Genomic DNA, 21,738 nt, shown 5'->3' on the forward strand with positions numbered 1-21,738 from the left:
TTAGTTTAATCCCCGTCCTGGACTGTAAACTGGTAAGTTTCCGTATTACCTATCGGTAAATCAGATATCGCTCCCCGGTTTAGCTGCCACCAGAAACGTTGTCTTGGTTTTTCACGGTTGCCGATTTCGTTCATCGAGTTAGCATCGTACAACCGGCCGTTAACCATTACGTATTTTATTCTTTCGCTGTTCCTGATATCAACAAGGGGGTTGGCGTCCAGTACAATCATATCGGCAAGCTTGCCTAACTCCAGCGAACCAATTTCTTTATCCATACCAAGGTAGGATGCGCCATTCATTGTTGCACAACGGATGGCCTGCAGCGGCGTCATACCGCCTTGCGCCAGCATCCATAGCTCCCAATGAGCGCCCAGGCCCTGTAACTGGCCATGTGCACCCAGATTTACCTTTGTGCCGCCGTCTGCAATTTGTTTTACGTATTTGGATACCTCGATGTGGCCATAATCGCCATATTCCGACGTACTCCTGCGCCGCGACCGTGCATCAACAATTGATTGTGGCGTAAAATTCAGCAAATGCTCATTTTTCCAAACTTCGGTGCGGTCGTACCAAAACGTTTCACCGAACTGGGTGCCATAAGCAACGATAAGAGTAGGGGTGTAAGCCGTTTTGCTGGCGTTCCATAAGGTTTTTACGTCTTTATAAATTGGCCAAACCGGTATGTTGTGCTCAATACCGGTATGCCCGTCTAATATCATACTCATATTGGTAAAAAATGTGGAGCCGCCTTCGGGTACAACTTCCATTTGCAACTGGCGGGCGGCTTCAATAATCTGCTGGCGCTGCTCACGGCGTGGCTGATTATAGCTTTTTACCGAAAATGCCCCTACCGCTTTTAAACGACGGATGTTGGAGAGTGCATCGTCAAAACTATTTATTACAGCCTTAAAGTCGCCATCGGCTCCATATAGTATGGTACCTGTTGAGTAAACCCTGGGACCAACCATGTTGCCGGCCTTTAGCATTTCGTTTTGGCTAAATACCATTTCGGTATTGCTCGACGGGTCGTGGGCGGTGGTTACACCAAAAGCCAGGTTGGCATAATAACGCCAATCCTGCTGCGGAGAGATTCCATCGGGGCTGGTACCCAGGTGGCCGTGTACATCGACGATACCCGGCATAATGGTTTTGCCTGCAAGATCGTAGACTTTCGCGCTATCAGGTACCGCAATTGCATCGGATTTGCCTATTGCGGTTATTTTGTTCCGGGTAACTATGATGGTGCCGTTTTCAATCACCTCATCACCCTTCATGGTAATTATCCTGGCATTTTTAAAGACGATAACACCGTTGGGAACATCGGTTTTTAGCTTCAGGCCGATTTCTGTACCAACTGTATCAACCGGTGGGGTTTTATCCGTTCCGCCATCAACAAAGGGGAATGCATTCCTTATGTCACGCACGAAATATTTCGGGCCAAGCGTCCACATTAGCTTCTGGCTGTCTTTGCTCCAATGCAGGTACGTGCCCGCATCACGTGTTAACTTGCTCAAAGGGAGGGCTTTATTGCCGGCCGATAACTCTTGCGGGCTGCCGGTGTAAATCATCGGGGTGATGTAACAGTTAAAAAGCTCAGTAAAGGCCACCCATTTGCCATCGGGACTTGGGTTAAACTGCGTTGCATATTTCGAGGTATACAAAACCCGCTGGTTGGCGCCGGTGGTGTCCATCACCTTATAGGCTTTTTTGTCGCCCTCGTAACTTTGATAGTATAATTTCGAGTCATCAGCCGAGTATTGCGGCTGAATACCATTGTCGATTATCATTTTTGGCGTGCCACCATTTGCCGGGATGGTGTAAATGCCCGGATTTTTGCCGAACGCATAACCGGACGTACCATTACCTTCGCCTTTCCTGAAAACTATCTTATCGCCTTTGTTTGAAAATTTGGGCGAGTAGTAGTAGCCTTTTTCCGCTGTTAGCCTGGTAACCTGGCAGGTGGTAAGATCGATTTTATTGATGGATGCTTTTAGCTCGTCTGTCCAGTCAATATAAACTAATGATTTACCATCCGGACTAAAGGCAGGCTCGTATTCAAAATCGGGAGTGGCGGTAATTCGGGTTGGTATGCCGTCGGGGAGGGCTTTTATATAAATATACCCGGCAGCATTAAAGGCAACAACTTTACCATCCGGCGATGTTGTCAGCTGCCTGATCATTTTCACCGTAAAATCGTCCTGGAAAACTTTCTGCTGAAAATGAAGGGCGTCGGTAATTGATTGCGTTGAGGTTACTTCGAACGGTATTTGGGTTGCATTAAGCGATGTTATATCCAAATTCCAGATCTTACCTTTCGCATAAAAAATAAGGCTGTTATTATCCGGCGTCCAGTTAAAATTAGGGTACACGCCAAAAATAGCCCAGGTTTCCTGCTGGTCGTGCGATAAGCCATCGTATACAGGCCATTCTTCGCCGGTGGCCAGGTTGTGAATAAATAATACTGATTTTAACCGCACGCGCTTAACAAAAGCCAGTAGCTTTCCGTCAGGAGATATTTGCGGACGACATGCGCCACCGGAACCGCCCGTAACGGTTTCTATGTCGCCGGTTTGGCGGTTCAGGCGTTGTATGGCGTAAATGCCCTGATAAGGGTCTTTATTATATTGAAATGATGGCCCGGGCGTAACATCTTCGCTCCAGTAAACATACTTGCCGTCGGGCGAAATTATTGGTTCGCCTGCGTCCTGCTGGTCATTTTTACGTTTGGTTAGCTGAATACCTTCGCCGCCGGTTTTGTGGTAAAGCCACATTTCGCCCGCACCTAACGAGCGGAAGCCGGTGAAATGTTTGCGGGCAACCAAATATTGTCCATCGGGCGACCACGATGCATTATTCAGCAACCTGAAGTTTTCTTTGGTGATGGAATGCTTGCCACTGCCATCGGCGTTCATTATCCAGATGTTATCTGCGCCTTCCTTGTCGCTGGTGTAGGATATGCTTTTTCCGTCCGGGCTAAATCGTGGCTGCACCTCCCATGCTTTGCCGCCCGCCAACAGGGTTGCTTTGCCGCCAGCAATAGGTATGCTGTAAATATCGCCGAGCAAATCAAAAACGATGGTTTTGCCGTCGGGGCTAACGTCGAGGTTCATCCAGGTGCCTTCGTCGGTGGTTATGGTTACTTTTTTTTGCGGGGCGCCCTGGACGGATTCGATGTTCCATTTTTGGGCGAATAAATTGATTGAAACTATAGAAAACAGGAGAGTAGTATAGATAGCTTTCATTATGCGGGTTTTACCGCCGCGAATTTACACGATTTACACCAAGATTAAACTAAGATTTATAGGATTTGAGGATTATAGGATCCAGGCAGACAATACTTAAAAACAAGAATCTTAAAATCTTTTCATCCTATGAATCTTAGTTTATCTTTACCAACTTCGAATAATTCGGTTCTACAATCCGAAATCGAACATCCGATATCCGAATCAAAGCATGACATTACAGGAAATATTAAAACAGTACTGGAACCACGATACTTTCCGCCCGATGCAGGAGGAGATTATCAAATCTGTTTTATTGGGTCATGATACGCTGGCGTTATTGCCAACCGGCGGGGGCAAATCGGTTTGTTTCCAGGTGCCGGCTTTGGCGAAAGAAGGTATTTGTATCGTCGTATCGCCCCTGATCGCGTTGATGAAGGACCAGGTGGAAAATTTGCGGGCCAAGGGAATTGAAGCGGTGTCGATCGTTTCGGGCATGAGCAAGCGCGAAATTGATATGGCGCTTGATAGCTGTATTTATGGTGGGGTGAAGTTTTTATACTTGTCGCCAGAGCGATTATTGTCTGACCTGGCCCGCGAGCGCATCAAGTACATGAATGTGAACCTGATTGCGGTTGACGAGGCGCATTGTATTTCGCAATGGGGATATGATTTCCGCCCGCCGTACCTGCACATTGCTGATTTGAGGGAATTGCACCCGGATGTGCCGGTGCTGGCATTAACAGCAACCGCTACCGCCGAAGTGCGCGAGGATATTCAACAAAAGCTACAGTTTAAAAACGCGGTGGTTTTTCAAAAAAGCTTCGAGCGGAAAAATATCAGCTACGTGGTTCAAAACACAGAGGATAAATTGCGTAAGCTGATTGATGTGGCGAAAGGCGTTAAGGGCAGCGGGATTGTTTACGTTCGTACCCGCAAGGAAACCGCCGAAATAGCCAAATTTTATTCCACTAACGGCATTAAGGCCGATTATTACCATGCGGGCCTTGAGGCAGCCGTACGGTCGAGAAAACAGGAAAGCTGGAAGACCAATAAGACGCGAATAATTGTAGCTACCAACGCCTTCGGAATGGGGATTGATAAACCGGATGTGCGCTTTGTAATACATAAAGATATGCCCGACAGCCTGGAAGCCTATTACCAGGAAGCCGGCAGGGCAGGGCGAGATGAGCATAAAGCCTACGGCGTATTGTTATATAATTATGCCGACAGGCTGAGACAGGAGAAAAAGTTTGAATTAAGTTTTCCAACTGTTGCTGAAGTAAAGCAGGTTTACCACTATTTAGCCAACTACTACAGCTTAGCCTATGAGGCAGGCGAGGGGACCAGCATGGATCTTGACCTGGGCGATTTTTGCAGCCGGTTTAAATTAGAGCCTATAAAGACGCTGAATGCCCTGAAGTTTTTGGAGCAGGATGATTACCTGTCGTTTAACGAGAGTGTGTTTTTGCCCTCGCGGTTTCGGTTTGAGGTTGGGAACGAGGAGTTGTATAACTTCCAGATACAAAACCCGGGGTGGGACCCTTTTGTTAAAACGATACTGCGCTCATACGGCGGGGCGTTTGACAATTTTGTAAATATCCGCGAATTTGACCTTGCACGGCGCAGCCAGATGAGCGCGCAGCAGGTTATCGAGGGGCTGAAGCAACTTGACGAATACCATATTTTAAGTTACAAACAACAAACCGATAAGCCGCAGGTTACCTGGCTGAAACCCCGCCAGCATAACGAATCGCTATACATCAACAAAAAATTGATTGACGATCGTAAGGCGACCTACCGTAAAAAAATGGAGGGCGTTTTTGCTTACGCCGAAACGAAAAGATGCCGCAGCCAAATGCTGCTTAATTATTTTGACGAGCGCAATGCAGATAAATGTGGTGTTTGTGATGTTTGCCTGGAAGAAAAACGCCAAACCAGCGCTGCCGAAATATTTGATGACATTACAAACGAACTGATAGAGTTGTTAAGTACCTCATCGCACGATATTGCCACGCTGGTAACCACAGCCACCATCGGCACCGAAAAAGAGCGGATAGATACGGTAAGGCAATTATTGGATGCAGGGAAAATTAAGTTTGCGGGGGAGAAACTTGTAATCAGTTAGCAGTTTTAAGTTGGCAGTTGGCAGTCTGGAAAGTCTGAGAGCTTAATATTTTGCAGTTCCACACAAAATGCTTTATATTTGCGTTACTACTTCGTACTAAATTCAACTTTAGCCTCTAATTCCCACCCTTACCGGGAAAAATGTCTGCGCTAATTTTAAAAATCTTCATAAAATATTAACTAACAGGCTTATAAAACTATGCCCCAAGAATTTGATTATAACTCAACCAGGAATAAATTAATCCTGTCTGAGTATGGCCGCAACGTACAAAATATGGTAAAATATATTGTTGCGCTGCCTACTAAAGAAGAACGTAACCGTTATGCACAGGTTGTGATTGACCTGATGGGTTTTTTAAACCCGCACCTGCGCGATGTCGCCGATTTTAAACACAAACTGTGGGATCACCTGCACATTATTTCTGATTTCCAGATTGATGTTGACTCACCTTACCCAAAGCCGTCGATGGAAGCCATCCATTTAAAGCCAGAGCCATTAAAATATCCGCACCAGCGTATAAGATACAAGCACTATGGCAAAACAATCGAGTTGATGATTGAAAAGGCCAAAAGTATTGACGATCCTGATCGTAAACGCCACATGGTGCAGGCTGTTGCCAATTTTATGAAAATGGCCTATGTGCAATGGAACAAAGATTCGGTAACCGACGAAATGATATTGAACGATCTTTATATGCTGTCGGGCGGCACACTTAAACTGGAAGAAAATGTTAACCTGAACAAAGTTGAATACCGTGCCAATACACACAGTAACAACAACCAGAATAATCGCGGCCGCACCAATAATAACAACCAGAATAACCGCGGTCGTACTAACAACAATAACAACAACCCGCGTAACAATAATAACAACCAAAACCGCAACCGTAACAACGGGGGGGCTAAAAAGTATTAACTTGTTCATAGTTCATGGTTGATAGTTCATAGCCGTCTGTGCTCCAACTGTAAGCCATGAACCATGATCCATGAACTATCGACTGACTATGACTAACGCATTTGAAATAATTGGCGGAACGCCGTTAAAGGGCGAAATAATACCGCAGGGTGCTAAAAACGAGGCTTTGCAAATTCTTTCGGCCGTGTTGTTAACGGCGGAGAAAATAACCATCAGCAACATACCTGACATTAAGGATGTAAATAAACTGATTGAATTGCTGGGCGACATGGGCGTAATAGTTGAAAAACTGGCGCCTGATACCTACAGCTTTGAAGCAAAAAATATCGACCTGGATTTTTTCCTGTCGGATGCGTTTAAAGAAAAGGGTGGCGGTTTGCGTGGCTCTATTATGATTGTTGGCCCGCTGCTGGCTCGTTTCGGCAAGGCATCGATACCTAAGCCGGGCGGCGATAAAATTGGCCGCAGACGTCTGGATACTCACTTTCTTGGTTTTGAAAAGCTTGGCGCACAATTCAATTACGACCCGTCAAACGGCTTTTTTAATGTAGACGCATCGAACTTAAAAGGCACTTACATATTGCTCGACGAAGCTTCGGTAACCGGTACAGCTAACATTGTGATGGCAGCGGTGCTTGCAAAAGGTACCACCACCCTTTACAATGCCGCCTGCGAGCCTTACCTGCAGCAGCTTTGCAAAATGCTTAACCGCATGGGGGCCAAAATAAGTGGCATAGGCTCAAACCTGTTAACAATTGAGGGTGTTACTGAACTTGGCGGGACAGAACACCGTTTACTGCCGGATATGATCGAGATCGGTTCGTTCATCGGCCTTGCTGCCATGACAGAATCGGAAATTACCATTAAGGATGTGCATTACCAGGAACTAGGGATGATACCCGATGTGTTCAGGCGCCTGGGTATAAAAATGGAATTGAGGGGCGATGATATTTACATCCCTGCACAAAAGCATTACGAAATTGAGACGTTTATCGACGGTTCTATTATGACTATCGCCGATGCACCATGGCCGGGCTTTACGCCCGACTTGCTAAGTATTTGCCTGGTAGTTGCCATACAGGCAAAGGGTTCGGTACTGATACACCAGAAAATGTTTGAAAGCCGCCTGTTTTTTGTTGATAAACTGCTTGATATGGGTGCCCAGATAATTCTTTGCGACCCGCATCGCGCTACCGTTATCGGCCTTGACAAGCAGGTGCAGCTGCGCGGTATCTCCATGACATCTCCCGATATACGTGCAGGGGTATCACTGCTGATTGCAGCGCTATCGGCCAAAGGCAAATCAACCATCTACAATATTGAGCAGATAGAGCGCGGTTATCAGAATATAGATAAGCGCCTGATTGCTTTGGGAGCGAATATAAAGAGGATATAAGTTAGTGATTGGAGGTTAGAGATGAGATATCAGTTTTTTTTCTAATCTCTAATCTCCGGTCTCTAATCTCTAAACTAATTTTTACCTTTATCGCAAACCCTAAGGATCAAACATGCCCTACCAAAACCGGAGATCGAGTTACGCCTTTTTCATTTTGATATTTGTTGCCATTAAACTTGGGTTAAACCTGCTGGCGATAGCGCATTTTGGTTTTCACCGTGATGAGTTTTTACACCTGGTTTTAGCGGATCATTTGGATTGGGGGTATAAAGAAGTACCGCCGTTTATAGCTATCCTGGCTAAAATTAGCTCCGTTATTTTTGGTGACTCGGTTTTTGCTGCGCGCATTTTCCCAACTATTGCAAGCGGATTTATTGTTTGGTTTACCGGTTTAATAACCGTTGAGCTTGGCGGCCGTAAGTTTGCAATAGCGCTTGCTTGCCTGGCGCTGATATTTGCTCCCGCATTTGCCGCCAGCGGTTACCTGTTCCAGCCCGTGGTATTCGACCAACTTTGGTGGGTAATGGCAGTTTGGCTGCTTACCAAATATTGTAATACATCGGCGGTTAAATACCTGTATTTTTTGGGTTTGGTGGTTGGCGTTGGCCTGCTGACCAAGTACACTATGGCATTCTTCACCTTTGCATTAATTATAGGCCTGGTATTCAGCAAAAACCGCAAACTGTTGCTAAACAGGCATATGATTGGCGCGGCATTGCTTGCTTTGCTTATTTTTCTGCCGAATTTAATCTGGCAAATTCAGCACCATTTGCCGGTGATTACGCACATGCATAACCTAAGGGAGCAGCAGCTTGATTTTATTAAGCCGTCGGACTTTATTATGCAAGAGTTAACTGTAAACGGTATTGCCCTGTTTGTTTGGCTAACAGGGTTTGTTTTCCTGTTGTTTTCGTTTAGGCTGCATAAGTTTCAATTTTTGGCTATAGCATTTGTTTTAATATTCACTTTTTTACTTGTGATGAACGGGAAGAACTACTACCTGTTCGGCGCGTTCCCGATGTTATTCGCTGCAGGCGGCTTTGGCTTTGAGCGCTGGTTGAAAACAAGCGGCCCGGCTCTGCGCGGCTTTGTTATAGCTGTTTTTACAATACCCAATTTATTGTTGTTTCCACTGGTATTGCCGGTTTTGCCGTTAAACAAAACCCTTGCTGCGTTTAGGATTGCGCATGATAAGCTGTCGTTTTTAAGCTTTGCCACCCGCTGGGAAGACCATAAGCAACACGCCACTACCCAGGATTATGGTGACATGATGGGCTGGGACGAAATAACAGCCAACGTAGTAAAAGCCTGGAACAGCCTTACACCTGAGCAGCAAAAGCACACCCAGATTTATGCCGATAATTATGGCGAAGCAGGTGCTGTGCATCATTTTGGTAAGCAATATAACTTACCCGATGTAATTTCTCTGAACAGCAGCTTCACCTTATGGGCGCCAGACAGTCTTAATGCGCAATATATTATTTATGTTGATGACCAGGGCGGCGGCAATATCAAAACGTTTGCACAACACCTGGAGAGCTACCATAAAGTCGGTGAGGTAACCAACCCGCTTGCTGTTGAAAAGGGGACAGGGATATTTATTTTGGTGCATCCCGGTCCGCAATTAAATGAAAGGTATAGTAAGGAATTGGCAAGGAAGAGATTGGAGTAATTTGAGGATGCGTGGGTGCGTGGATGTGCGATGGAAAGGATTTGAAGATTGGCTGATTTGAAACTTTGAAAATTCCCCACGATCATTTATCAAACAAAACTGCTTAATTTTAGTATAGATAGATTAAACATTCATTTATGCGGGGCCTAAAAACCATTATCTTTTTAATTATATCAAACACCTTTATGACATTTGCCTGGTACGGGCACCTGAAGTTTAAAGATTACGACTGGGGCAAAAACCTGGGGCTTATTGCTATAATAGCCATTAGCTGGGGCCTCGCTTTTTTTGAGTACGTATTCCAGGTACCGGCAAACCGGGCCGGCTATAAAGGCGACGGCGGGCCATTCACTTTGGTACAACTGAAGACCATACAGGAAGCAATAACCTTAACCGTTTTTATGCTGTTCAGTATCGTGTTTTTTAAATCGGAAAAATTGGGTTGGAACCACCTGGTTGGCTTCGGACTGATTGTTTTGGCGGTGTTTGTGATATTTAAGAAATGGTAAATCTTGCCAAAACAAAAAAGCCATTCGTTTAAAACGAATGGCCTCCAGAATATATGTTGAACTTTTGCAAAAGTAGTATTAAAGACCAGCTACGTCATTGACGCTTAGCATAGTCATTTTGTTTTCGATGTTATGAGTGGCAGTAAAGTTGCTGCTTTTTACGTTTGACTCGATGTCCCTGTTAAGGTTTAATTCGTTTGCATAACCTTTTAAATCGGCTTTGGCATTGTCTTTTACAGTCACACTTGCGTTGAAGGCATCAAGGTTCAGGCGGGCCGAAGCGTTGTCGTGCAAGTCAACATCAAATTCAATTTTTGAAAGGCTTCCGAATGATTTTACATCTGCATTATCAAAAGCTGATATTGAGCGTAAATCGTTAGCGCTAACCCAAACTACCAGTTTTTCGGGGCTATATGAAGCGATGCGCAACACACCGTTTTTGCTCTGCACCAGGGCACTTTGTGAGTAATATTTGTTGTAAACTATCACCTGATCGGTTGATGCATCTGATACGTAAAGCTCAACGTTTCCGCGAACTTCTATTTTGTTGATGGCGCTCACGTCAGTTAAAACTGTGTAGGCTTGGTCGCCGGTATTTGCAATAGCTGCTTTTGTTGTATTGGCTATTCCTGTTACTAATGTTAGTGCAGTGAATATGGTTAAAAATGCGGTTTTCATGACGATTATATTTTTGAATTGTAATAGTTAATTTTTCTTTGTTTTTAAATACATCTATAAGACGATTGCAACTTAAAAACGTTACACCAAAGTGGTCTGTAATAGGCGTAGGGGCAGTTTTTATCGGCGAACGCCGATATTTTGTCGGTGAAAATGACGGTTAAATTACTTTGGCCGGTGAGCTTAGGCCGGCCGTGCATTGTATAGTTAATTATACATACTTATACACGTTTGCTGCTGTGTTCTTTAACGGAGCGATTTTTGATAACCTAACGCATCTATCAGCATATCACGTAATGGAAAAGCAAATTGAACGTTCACGAATCATACATTTGGGCGATACCCGGCTCCTCAAATTTTTTACTAACAATCTCGACAAGATATATTGCGCCAAGCAACACATGGTAGCGCGATTCCCGGAGATTGCCAACCAGGCATATTTTGAAGATCTGAACCACGCTATAATGGAAACGGTTGATGACGTTAAAAAACAAATCATCCGCATGGACGAGATTTACGACCGGCTTGGTGCTCAAAACAAAGCCACGGGTTGCACGGGCCTTGCCGGGATGATTGAAGAAGCTTTTACAGCGATACACGAACAGAAAGGTGATACAGCACTAAGGGATATGGCAATATTGTTTTACCTTCAAAATATGGAGAGTATTGAGGTCGCATCGTTCCAGGTACTGCAAATGATGGCTGTAAAAATGAAAAATGCGGAGATATTGCAACTGCTGAAAGAAAACCTGGATGAAGCCAAGGACGACAGGATGTTACTATTGTTAATCACAGCGAAATATGTTACCAGTTAAAACATAAATCGAGTATAAATTCCGTTAATCCCGGGCACAAAAAAAGCCACTTGCTTCAAAACAAATGGCTTCCGTAATATATGTTGAACTTTTGCAAAAGTCGGCTTACATGCCTATCAACTCCTGGTTGAAATCGGCGGCGAAACTTAATTTATTTTCAGTGCGGTGAGCAGCAGAAAAATTGTTGCTTTTTACATTCGACTCGATATCCCTGTTAAGGTTTAATTGATTTGCAGTCCCGGTTAACACAGCCTTAGCGTTATCTTTTACAGTTACATCGGCTGTAAAGGCATCAAGATTTAACTTTGCAGATGCACTGTCGTGCAAGTCGATAGCAAACTCAATTTTTGACACGTTACCGAATGATTTTACTTCGGCATTGTCATATGCTGATATTTCGCGCAGGTCATTGGCACTTACCCAAACAACTAATTTTTCGTTTTTGTATGACGTGATGCGTAACACACCATTTTTGTTTTGCACCAGGGCACTTTCTGAATAGTATTTGTTGTAAACTTTAACCTGGTCGGTTGATGCGTCAGAAACAAACAGTTCAACATTGCCGTGAACTTCAATTTTGTTTATAGCCCCTTTATCATTTAAAACAGTGTAAGTGTCATCTTTTATGGTACTGGCGTAGGTTGTTGTTGTTAATCCAAAAACTACAGCTAACATTGTAATTGCGGAAAAAATTTTGGTTTTCATTTTTTTATTTATTATTATTGTGATTCTAAACTTTCTGTATTCCTCTTGTTTTGAAATACATCCATAAGACGAGGCCGGATTTAAAACGTTACAGTAAAAATTACTTAGTAGACCAACGCCTTGTTTTCGACTGCAAAGGTGCGACTTTTATCTACCAACATTTATCATCTTAGTGTAAGAATCACACAAGACTGGCTATTAAATTTCTCAAGCTATTGTTTATATTAAATTCCTGTTTTACAGTTACTTATGATATATTTTTGATAGTAAAAGAGGTCTGGGTAAGGTTTTTTTTAATGTTATTTGAAAAAATGGATTTTTTTGGCGGCGTAAAACCTCGGGGAAGCTGATGTTTTTTTGCCGGATTACCGCGTTTTGCAGTATTTGTAAATTCAGCCAGTATTGATTAAAATTCATGAAATAATAGCCCGCAAAACCTTCGAAGTTTTATCAACTTTGTAAGTTCTGCGGGATATAGTAGAAGAGATAATGTCGAAATTCTTACGGCGGAAAGAAATTAGGCCGATAATTCAGCAAAATATTTATGAAAAAGCGGGATGGTTTCAATTCCCTTATAGTAGTTATACACGTCGTATTTTTCGTTAGGCGAATGCAGGGCATCGCTGTCGAGGCCAAAGCCCATTAAAACGGTCTTAAGGCCAAGTTCGGCTTCAAACAAAGCCACGATAGGGATGCTGCCGCCGCCACGGGTTGGTATCGGGTCTTTACCGAACGATTCCTTTATGGCCATCTGTGCAGCCTTGTAGGCGATACTGTCGGTTGGTGTAACAGCAGGTTCGCCGCCATGATGGGGCTTAACACTAATTTTTACCGATTTAGGCGCAATTTTTTCAAAGTGTGCAGTAAAGAGTTGAGTTATCTCATCCGATACCTGGTTTGGCACCAATCGCATCGAGATTTTTGCAAATGCTTTTGATGGCAATACAGTTTTGGCGCCTTCGCCAATATAGCCGCCCCAAATGCCGTTTACTTCCAGGGTAGGACGTGTGCCTGTACGTTCGAAAGTGGTATAGCCTTTTTCGCCCCAAAGCTCATTAACTTCAAGATCCTTTTTATATTCAGCCTCATCATACGGCGCATTGTTTAAGGCTTTGCGTTCTGCCTCGGTTAGTTCAATTACCTTGTCGTAGAAACCTGGTATGGTGATGTGATTATTTTCGTCGTGCATCGACGCTATCATTTTAGCAAGTATTGTAGCAGGGTTTGCAACCGCGCCACCATATACGCCTGAATGTAAATCGCGGTTTGGCCCGGTTACTTCAACTTCTAAATAGGAGAGGCCCCGCAGGCCGGTTTCCAGCGAGGGATGCTCCATGCTGATCATTGAGGTATCTGAAATCAATACCACATCGGCCTTTAGGCGTGATTTGTTTTGTTTTACAAATATGCCCAGGTTTGATGAGCCTACTTCTTCTTCGCCCTCAATCATGAATTTAATATTACAGGGCAGCGTATTTGTTTGCATCATCAGCTCAAAAGCTTTTACATGCATATAGAATTGGCCCTTATCGTCGCAGGCACCGCGTGCGTATATTTTACCATCGCGGATGGTGGGCTCAAAAGGAGGTGTTTTCCAAAGCTCCAGCGGATCGGGTGGCTGAACGTCATAATGGCCGTAAACTAATACAGTGGGTTTTGAGGCATCAATAATTTTTTCGCCATAAATAATAGGATAGCCGGCGGTTTGGCAAACTTCCACATTATCGGCTCCGGATGCATGTAGTTTTTCGGCCACAAATTCTGCCGTTTTTAGCACATCGGCTTTATACTTCGGGTCGGCGCTTACAGACGGGAAACGAAGAAGGTCAAATAATTCATCCAGCAAACGTTCCCTGTGCTGGTCAACATATTCTTTAATAAGCTGCATAAATAACAATTTGAAGCAAATATAGGATTTGTTTGACGAGATTACAGGGAGCCTATTAACGATTTATAGAGGGTAGGATTAGGTGTGAAATAAAATATCGGGCAAAAAAAATAGCTTCCTAAAAAAGAAGCTATTTCCAATATTAAAAGTCCTTAAAGTCCAAAAAAATTGTTTCAGTAGAAAAAAGTTTGGCAAAAAAATAGCAATTAAGGCTACTTATAGCCAGTAAAAATTGGTATTTAAGATCAGGCTTAAGCTAAGTCTGAGCTTCCGGTGTTGTGCTTGTCTAACAAATCAGAACTTCCGGTATTGTGTTTGTCTGATAAATCAGAGCTACCAGTGTTGTGTTTGTCAGTAGCAGCAAAATCAGAACTACCAGTGTTGTGCTTGTCCATTAAATCAGAACTACCGGTATTGTGTTTGTCTGATAAATCAGAGCTGCCGGTGTTGTGCTTGTCAGCCGCAAAATCGGAGCTACCAGTGTTGTGCTTGTCCATAAGGTCAGAGCTACCAGTGTTGTGTTTGTCTGATAAATCAGAACTACCGGTATTGTGCTTGTCCATAAGGTCAGAGCTACCGGTGTTGTGTTTGTCTGATAAATCAGAGCTACCCGTGTTATGCTTGTCCTGGATGGTGGTTTGAGTTGCAGATACGTTTTTAGCGAGCACCGAATTTGAGAGAGTTGCTGCGCTTAAAACAATCACTGCTGAAAATAGTAATTTTTTCATACTGAGTGTTTAACGATTTTGTTTTAAATATTAATGGTATACTAATTTGTTGTATGCTGTTTAGTGCTGATAAATTAGTTTTATCCACGCGTATCTTTTTTAAAGATGTTTGCGTACAAAGGCGTAGAAACACTGTATGGAAAAATTGCAGGTGGTGCATTGCGCGCCGCTGTGAGATTGTAGCTGCATAAATTTTATGCAATAAATATTGGCGTCAACATAAATTGAAGCCCGCAAAAACAAGATGTGTTAAAAAATCAGGTTTTTAAATACTACAATGTCAAAGTGCTTATTTCCAGGAAGTTAATATTGATTTGAGCGTAGTCGGGGCCTCGTTTTAGTGCGTAAACAGCCTTAATTTAACCCCTTACAACAATTCTTTATCAATTTGACTTCGGTGTCAAATAATTTATCAGCATCAAATGTAGTAAATGTTTTTTAATAAAGCAAATTAAATTCGACTTAATTAATAAAGTACTTTTAAGCCGTAAAATATTTAAAGTAATTTGAATAAATTATAACCTTATAGCCAATTGAACGTAATAGTACCCAATGAAGAAATATTTGATATTTATTTTCTATATTCTGTTTGCTTGTTTCGCCTATGCTGATGATACAAAAGCTGTTGGTAAGGATACAAGCAGCGTGATTGAATTGAATACGCAAGGATTTAAAATGCGCCTTACCAGCCCCGAGCAAACCATTGCCGATGGTACTAAGGCATTGAACATTGCCACCAAAATAGGTTATAAGAGAGGCATGGCCGAATCGCACAGGGTAATTGGTGTGGGATATTATTATATAGACGAATCGGTTAAAGCCATACACAACTATCTGACTTCGCTGAACTACTTTATGGAAATTAAAGATTTGGCAGGTGAAGGCAGAGTGTATAATAATATAGGTAACTTATACCGCAATACCGACTACGACCTTTCGCTTGAATTTTTTAACAAAACCCTGGTTATTGCAAAGCAACTTAACGATAAACCTTTAACTGCCGGTATTTATAACAATATCGGTACTGTTTATTATCATAAAAACAGTTTTTACCAGGCCCTGAATTATTATAATAAAAGCGACCAGCTTTTTACCGAACTAAAAGATTCGGTGAACATTGTGCAACTGATGGAAAATAAAGGTGTAATTTATTTTAACCTGCACCAGTATGATAAAGCCGAGACACTGCTTTTAAAGGCAAATAAGGAAGCCAGGCAATTGGATTTAAACGAAACCGTGGCCAGTATCGATTTAACACTTGCTGAGCTTTACACGGCTCAAAACAGGTTTGTTGACGCCGAAAAAATAATTGAAGAAGGCGTTGTGTTTGCCGGTATGATTAAGAGCGATAAAATTAAATCGGATTTTGAGTACACAAGCTACCAGATGGAACTAAAGCGCAAAAATTATGAAAAAGCTTTAGGTTACCTGCGGCATATTTATGCACAGGATAGCGTTACATTTAAGCAAGGTACCTCGGTACAAATAAAAATGATGGAGGAGCAGGTTAAACAACAAGCCCGCCAAAAGGAAAACGAAATTTTAGTACAGCGCCAGGCTAACGACCGCATCAGGTTTTGGGCGGTTGCTGTAGTTGCCGGTTTGTTGCTGATGCTGGTTGGCTTGCTGATAAGCAACGTAAAACGCAAGGCAAAAACCAACGAACAACTCACCGATCTTAATGCCGAGGTGTCACGACAAAAAGATAACCTCGACCGGATAAACCATCACCTGGAAGAAATTATTGACGAACGTACCAAAGATCTCCAGATAAAAAACAAAAAACTATCCGAATACTCATCTTACCTCTCGCACCAGATACGGGGCCCTATCGCCACACTTAAGGGGCTAATGAACCTGGAGAAAGAAGGGCTTGTTGACCAACCTGAATGTATTAAAATGATGAACAAATGTGTAGGCGAGATCGACAACAAGATTATCGAAATGAGCGATATGTTGCATGATCCTGTTAAGACGAGCCTTTAAGTTCATGGTTAATGGTTCATAGATCATAGTAGAAGAGAATCAAGAACCAAGAGTCAAGAGCCAAGAAGAATCAAGATAGGACGAAATCGCAAAGTTTAATTCCTGGTTAAGTCCGCAACGCCGCCTCCGCAGCTGCCATGAACTGTGAACTATCGCACCATGAACTAAACATCTACACCGCCAGCGGCCAGTTGGAATGGATCTGCGCCTCAATTAAACCAAGATATAAACAATACCAGGCTATCATGTGGAGTATCAGCAGTTCGCGGTGCTTTTTGTAGCCCTTGGTTTCAAACGCAAGGGTTTCGCCACTTGTCGTCACAAAAAAACGCCTCTCGCCATTGCTGGGTATAAAGCGCGATTTTAAAAGATCGACTACTTTTACCTTTAGTTTGCTTTTAGGGTCATGAATAATTTCACCTTGCGGGGTATCGGTTTTTGGAATTGATATCAGATAGTTCGACATGGCAGATGGGTTATTTGCCAGAACATTACAATTTCTACTCCAAAACCGGCCAGAGTTTTATCCCTGGCCGGTTTTTTTGTATAATATTAGTGGAATACGAGTAAAATTTTAAAAAGAAAACATCATCAAACGTCCCCAAACATGTAAGTGTTGAGGACATTAGTGTAATGTTTAATGAACAATCTTGTAAAAGTTAAACCATAGCAGGTATCCTGTTCCTCAATTCTTCGTACAATAATATAACCTTGCGTTGCAGGTTTGCAATCTCGGCCTCACGGTCAACAATCTTCTTTTGGGCAATGCTCAAATGCGAAACCTGCGGCTCCATGTCTTCGGCATCAAGCGCCAAAAGGTTAACCACGTTTACTTCGTAAATGTTTGCGATCTGCTCAAGGCGCGACAGGTTGATATCGGTAACACCGGTTTCAATCTTCGAAAAAGCAGGGATCGAAATGCCCAGACGGTTGGCTACGTCTTCCTGGCTCCAGCCACGCTGATGACGGATGGTACGGATGTTCTTACCAACCGATTTGTTGGTCTTCTTTTTAAGATTTTCAGTCATAATTAGTTTACTCAATAGTTTAAATTATAATAAAGGATTTAAATAAACATTCAAAACCTATGCCATATTAATTAATGGGTAAACGGCATTGCTATTCAATTAATAAATGTATTATGGGGAAAATGCGGGGAATGTTTTCTACAGACGTAGGAAAAAATTTGCTTAATTGTTAACTATCCTGAGCTTTGCAAACTTTAACAGCAGTTGTTTCTGGCCTATTTCCTTAAAGAAGATCGTAGCTTTTATATCGGGTTTATTCCCCTCAAGACTAATCACCTTACCAAACCCGAACCTTTCATGTTCAACTTCCATACCAACCTGTAATCCCGACGTGTCTGACGGGGCAAAACCCGGGCTCGGCACATGCGCCTTTGCCAGTATCGAGGTGGTTTTTACCACAGGTGCTTTTGGTTTCGAAAAACTGTCGGCGCCGGCATTGTTTTTACTCGTCCAGGCGGTGCGTTCCTGGTCGAAAAACGGGTTGTTGCTGGTTACCGGCTTAGCAGTAAAGTCGAGCTCGAGGTATTTGGCGTCAATCTCATCTAAAAAACGGCTTGGCTCGCAGCTTATCAGCGTTCCAAATTTAAAACGCGAGGTAGCATAGCTTAGCGTCAGTTTAGTTTCGGCGCGGGTGGTGGCCACATAAAACAGGCGGCGTTCCTCCTCCAGGTCGCTGCGCGAGTTAAGCGACATTTGCGATGGAAACAAATTCTCCTCCAAACCCACCACATACACCTGCGGAAACTCCAAACCTTTCGACGAGTGGATAGTCATTAGCGATACCGTATCGGCATCTTTATTTTTATCCTTGTCGTCATTGGTTAGTAGGGCCACATCCTGCATAAACACATCAAGGCCTTTCTCTTCAATATCTTCGCGCTCCGAAAATTCCTTGATGCCGTTCAGTAGCTCCTGTATGTTTTCATAACGGTTCAATCCCTCTACCGATTTATCCTCATACAAGTCCTTCAGCAGGCCCGAGTGCTGTGCAATGTGCAAAGCCGCATCATAAGCCGACTGGTTTTTTGTGATAACCTGGAAGCTCTGTATCAGCGTGGCAAACATGCTCACCTTTGCTGCAGTGCGACCTTCAAGGTACTGCGCGGGATTAATGATCACCTCAAACGCAGTGATATTATGCTTATCAGCGCTTACAATAATATGGTCGACGGTAGTATCGCCGATGCCGCGTTTGGGGTAGTTTATTACGCGTTTTAGCGCCTCTTCGTCGTTAGGGTTAAAAGTGAGCCTGAAATAGGCTATCAGATCCTTTATTTCTTTACGCTGGTAGAAGGAGAGGCCCCCGTATATTTTATAAGGCGTGCCCATTTTGCGCAGGGCTTCCTCCATCGAGCGCGACTGCGCGTTGGTGCGGTACAGTATCGCGAAATCGTGCCAGTTGAGGCCCTTGGTGCTGCGCTGCTGCATAATCTCTTCTGCAACCAGCTTGCCTTCTTCGTTATCGCTGAAGGCGCGCATCACCTTAATTTTTTCGCCGGCTTCTTTTTCGCTGAAAACGTGTTTTTTAAGCTGATCTTTATTATTGGCGATGATGCTGTTTGAAATATTTACAATATTTTGGGTCGACCGGTAGTTTTGTTCCAGTTTAAATACTTTCAGGTCAGGGTAATCCTTTTCAAAGTTCAGGATGTTCTGGATATTGGCGCCGCGGAAAGCGTAGATACTTTGGGCATCATCGCCCACCACGCAAATATTTTCGTTAACGGCCGCAAGTTTCTTCACAATAAGGTATTGCGAAAAGTTGGTATCCTGGTACTCGTCCACCATCAGGTACTTAAACTTGTGCTGGTATTTGTTAAGCACTTCGGGGTGCAGTTTTAGCAGTTCGTTGGTTTTGTACAGCAGGTCGTCAAAATCCATGGCGCCGGCGCGGTAGCAGCGGGTAGCATAGTTTTGGTATATCGTACCCAGCATATTCCTTTTGGTGGCAATATCGTCAGCCTGTATCTGGTCGTTTTTCTGGTATTCCATCCAGCTGATCAGGTTGTTTTTGGCGGCCGAAATACGGTTAAGCACCAGGTTTACCGCATACAGCTTATCGTCGAGGTTCATTTCCTTGATGATGGCCCTTAGTACGCTTTTACTGTCGTCGGTATCGTAAATGGTGAAGTTGCTGGGGTAGCCAATTTTCTCGGCTTCAATGCGCAGCAGCTTTGCAAAAACCGAGTGAAAGGTACCCATCCAGATGTTTTTGGCATCGGGGCCCACAATTTTGGTAATACGGTCGCGCATTTCGCGGGCCGCTTTGTTGGTAAAGGTAAGCACCAGTATATTAAAGGCGTCAACACCCTTGTTGATAAGGTGTGCCACCCTGAAAGTAATAACCCGTGTTTTGCCCGAGCCTGCGCCCGCAACAATCATTACCGGTCCTTGTATTTGCTCAACTGCTGCCCTTTGTTCGGGGTTTAATCCCTGTAGATAATCCAAAATTCTGTTCCTCGTTTCTGCAACCGCGAAATTAGTTTTTTTATATGAAAGGTTATTAACAGTGGAAAAGTTCCCGTGAGTTCATGGTTGATGGTTCATAGTTCATGGGCGGAAATTTCTCCTTCGAAGTTTTGATGCCCTTGTTGGTGTTGTCACCAACAAGAATGGGTATGCAGTCATATTACCTGAACGATCCACCCGCCGGCATTGTCGTCCAATAAAAAAAAATCGTGTTGTTGGTGACAACACCAACAACGGCGAACAATCTACTAACCGTGATGCTAATATTGACCTTACAATGGTTCTTTGATGCCCTTGTTGGTGTTGTCACCAACAAGAATGGGTGTGCAGTCATATTATCTGAACGATCAACCCGCCGGCATTGTCGTCCAATAAAGAACCATCCTGTTGTTGGTGACAACACCAACAACGGCGAAACGAAAAATCTTCGAACTCCCATGGCTCATTATTACTAAACCGTGACCTGTGCGAAACTTACGTATGATTACATTTGCTGGTGAATAATTCAGCTAATAATGAAGAAAATAGGATTTTTATCATTCGGGCATTGGGCCGACCATCCCAGCTATCAAACCCGTACTGCGGGCGATACTTTGCTGCAATCTGTCGAACTGGCTGTTGCTGCTGAAGAAATTGGTTTGGACGGCGCTTATTTCCGGGTGCATCATTTTGCGCGGCAGCTGGCGTCGCCATTTCCTTTGCTTTCGGCTATAGGGGCAAAAACCAGTAAAATAGAGATAGGTACCGGTGTTATAGATATGCGTTATGAAAACCCCCTATATATGGTGGAAGATGCCGGCGCGGCCGACCTGATCTCGGGCGGACGTTTACAATTGGGCATCAGCCGCGGGTCGCCGGAGCAGGTGATAGAGGGGTGGCGTTATTTCGGCTATGAACCGGAGGAAGGCAGGGATAGTGCCGATATGGGCCGGCAAAAAGCTTTGGAATTTTTGGATAAATTAAGCGGTGAAGGCTTTGCCGAGCCTAACCCTAACCCAATGTTTCCGAACCCGCCGGGCCTGTTGCGGCTGGAGCCGCATTCGGAAGGATTGCGGGAACGCATCTGGTGGGGGGCGGCTTCTAACGCAACCGCAGTTTGGGCGGCCGAAAATGGCATGCACCTGCAAAGCTCGACCCTGAAATTTGACGAAAACGGCAAACCTTTCCATATCCAGCAGGCAGAACAGATCAGGCTGTACAAAGAGGCCTGGAAAAAAGCCGGGCACCAGCGCGAGCCAAGGGTATCGGTAAGCCGCTCCATTTTTGCACTGGTGAATGACCAGGACCGATATTACTTCGGCCAGCAGGGAAAAGCGACCGACAGCTTTGGTTATATCGAAGCTGACCAGCGGGCCGTGTTCGGCAGGGGCTATGCAGCCGAACCCGATCAACTCATTAAAGAACTGGCGCAGGACGAGGCGATACAGGAAGCGGACACCCTGTTATTGACCATACCGAACACTTTGGGCGTTGATTACAATATCCATGTGCTGTCGGCTATTTTGGAGCATGTTGCGCCGGGGCTGGGTTGGAGGTAAATTAGGCGGTATGGGTTTTAAATGTTTTGGCATTTGAAGGCAGCCGCTCTGTTAAACAGGGC

At 43.9% G+C, this 21,738-nt stretch carries 16 protein-coding genes; 8 read left to right on the forward strand and 8 right to left on the reverse strand.

The genetic code is table 11. The features are described 5' to 3' along the window. Positions 1-5: 5 nt before the first annotated feature. Positions 6-3,242: an amidohydrolase family protein gene (locus Q0R52_RS12650; RefSeq protein WP_295795032.1), complete on the reverse strand. Its 3,237-nt coding sequence runs from the start codon at positions 3,240-3,242 to the stop codon at positions 6-8. Between the two features lie 211 nt (positions 3,243-3,453). Here Q0R52_RS12650 and Q0R52_RS12655 point away from each other — a divergent pair, with 211 nt between their 5' ends. The 5 genes from Q0R52_RS12655 to Q0R52_RS12675 all read left to right on the forward strand — a co-directional run bounded on the left by Q0R52_RS12655 (position 3,454) and on the right by Q0R52_RS12675 (position 9,841). Next, a complete protein-coding gene (locus tag Q0R52_RS12655) occupies positions 3,454-5,349 on the forward strand; it encodes an ATP-dependent DNA helicase RecQ (RefSeq protein WP_295795033.1) in 1,896 nt (631 codons plus the stop codon). Positions 5,350-5,547: 198 nt separating this feature from the next. After that, positions 5,548-6,264: a DUF4290 domain-containing protein gene (locus Q0R52_RS12660; protein ID WP_295795034.1), complete on the forward strand. Its 717-nt coding sequence runs from the start codon at positions 5,548-5,550 to the stop codon at positions 6,262-6,264. Between the two features lie 88 nt (positions 6,265-6,352). Then, positions 6,353-7,660: a UDP-N-acetylglucosamine 1-carboxyvinyltransferase gene (gene murA, locus Q0R52_RS12665; protein WP_295795035.1), complete on the forward strand. Its 1,308-nt coding sequence runs from the start codon at positions 6,353-6,355 to the stop codon at positions 7,658-7,660. A gap of 112 nt (positions 7,661-7,772) precedes the next feature. Continuing rightward, positions 7,773-9,332, forward strand: coding sequence for a glycosyltransferase family 39 protein (locus tag Q0R52_RS12670; protein ID WP_295795036.1), 1,560 nt, complete (start codon positions 7,773-7,775; stop codon positions 9,330-9,332). 137 nt (positions 9,333-9,469) lie between these two features. After that, entirely contained in the window at positions 9,470-9,841 is a 372-nt protein-coding gene (locus Q0R52_RS12675) for a DMT family protein (RefSeq protein WP_256484349.1), read from the forward strand. A 78-nt stretch (positions 9,842-9,919) separates the two neighbouring features. Here Q0R52_RS12675 and Q0R52_RS12680 read toward each other — a convergent pair whose 3' ends face one another. After that, positions 9,920-10,519, reverse strand: a complete 600-nt coding sequence (locus Q0R52_RS12680) for a DUF2807 domain-containing protein (RefSeq protein ID WP_295795037.1) — start codon at positions 10,517-10,519, stop codon at positions 9,920-9,922. Between the two features lie 296 nt (positions 10,520-10,815). On the opposite strand from Q0R52_RS12680, the gene Q0R52_RS12685 reads away from it, so the two are divergent. After that, positions 10,816-11,334, forward strand: coding sequence for a DUF892 family protein (locus Q0R52_RS12685; protein WP_295795038.1), 519 nt, complete (start codon positions 10,816-10,818; stop codon positions 11,332-11,334). Between the two features lie 105 nt (positions 11,335-11,439). Here the strand turns inward: Q0R52_RS12685 and Q0R52_RS12690 are convergent, their stop codons facing one another. The 3 genes from Q0R52_RS12690 to Q0R52_RS12700 form a co-directional block, all read right to left on the reverse strand. Next, on the reverse strand, positions 11,440-12,039 hold the full coding sequence (locus Q0R52_RS12690; protein ID WP_295795039.1) for a DUF2807 domain-containing protein: 600 nt from the start codon (positions 12,037-12,039) through the stop codon (positions 11,440-11,442). 517 nt (positions 12,040-12,556) lie between these two features. Continuing rightward, the gene (locus Q0R52_RS12695) at positions 12,557-13,927 is read right to left on the reverse strand and encodes a dipeptidase (protein ID WP_295795040.1); all 1,371 of its coding nucleotides are present in this window, start codon (positions 13,925-13,927) and stop codon (positions 12,557-12,559) included. Between the two features lie 251 nt (positions 13,928-14,178). Then, entirely contained in the window at positions 14,179-14,655 is a 477-nt protein-coding gene (locus Q0R52_RS12700; RefSeq protein ID WP_295795041.1) for a hypothetical protein, read from the reverse strand. A gap of 552 nt (positions 14,656-15,207) precedes the next feature. On the opposite strand from Q0R52_RS12700, the gene Q0R52_RS12705 reads away from it, so the two are divergent. Continuing rightward, positions 15,208-16,641 carry a tetratricopeptide repeat protein gene (locus tag Q0R52_RS12705; protein ID WP_295795042.1) on the forward strand — a complete coding sequence of 478 codons (1,434 nt, stop codon included), beginning with the start codon at positions 15,208-15,210 and terminating at the stop codon, positions 16,639-16,641. 172 nt (positions 16,642-16,813) lie between these two features. Here the strand turns inward: Q0R52_RS12705 and Q0R52_RS12710 are convergent, their stop codons facing one another. The 3 genes from Q0R52_RS12710 to Q0R52_RS12720 all read right to left on the reverse strand — a co-directional run bounded on the left by Q0R52_RS12710 (position 16,814) and on the right by Q0R52_RS12720 (position 20,117). After that, positions 16,814-17,107, reverse strand: coding sequence for a hypothetical protein (locus Q0R52_RS12710; RefSeq protein WP_295795043.1), 294 nt, complete (start codon positions 17,105-17,107; stop codon positions 16,814-16,816). 193 nt (positions 17,108-17,300) lie between these two features. Then, a complete protein-coding gene (locus Q0R52_RS12715; protein ID WP_366520894.1) occupies positions 17,301-17,684 on the reverse strand; it encodes a helix-turn-helix transcriptional regulator in 384 nt (127 codons plus the stop codon). A gap of 147 nt (positions 17,685-17,831) precedes the next feature. Continuing rightward, a complete protein-coding gene (locus Q0R52_RS12720; RefSeq protein ID WP_295795044.1) occupies positions 17,832-20,117 on the reverse strand; it encodes a UvrD-helicase domain-containing protein in 2,286 nt (761 codons plus the stop codon). Between the two features lie 536 nt (positions 20,118-20,653). Between Q0R52_RS12720 and Q0R52_RS12725 the strand changes: the two genes are divergently transcribed. Beyond that, entirely contained in the window at positions 20,654-21,676 is a 1,023-nt protein-coding gene (locus Q0R52_RS12725; RefSeq protein WP_295795045.1) for an LLM class flavin-dependent oxidoreductase, read from the forward strand. Positions 21,677-21,738: the final 62 nt, after the last annotated feature.

Source organism: Mucilaginibacter sp. (assembly GCF_025359345.1).
Taxonomy (GTDB): Bacteria; Bacteroidota; Bacteroidia; order Sphingobacteriales; family Sphingobacteriaceae; genus Mucilaginibacter.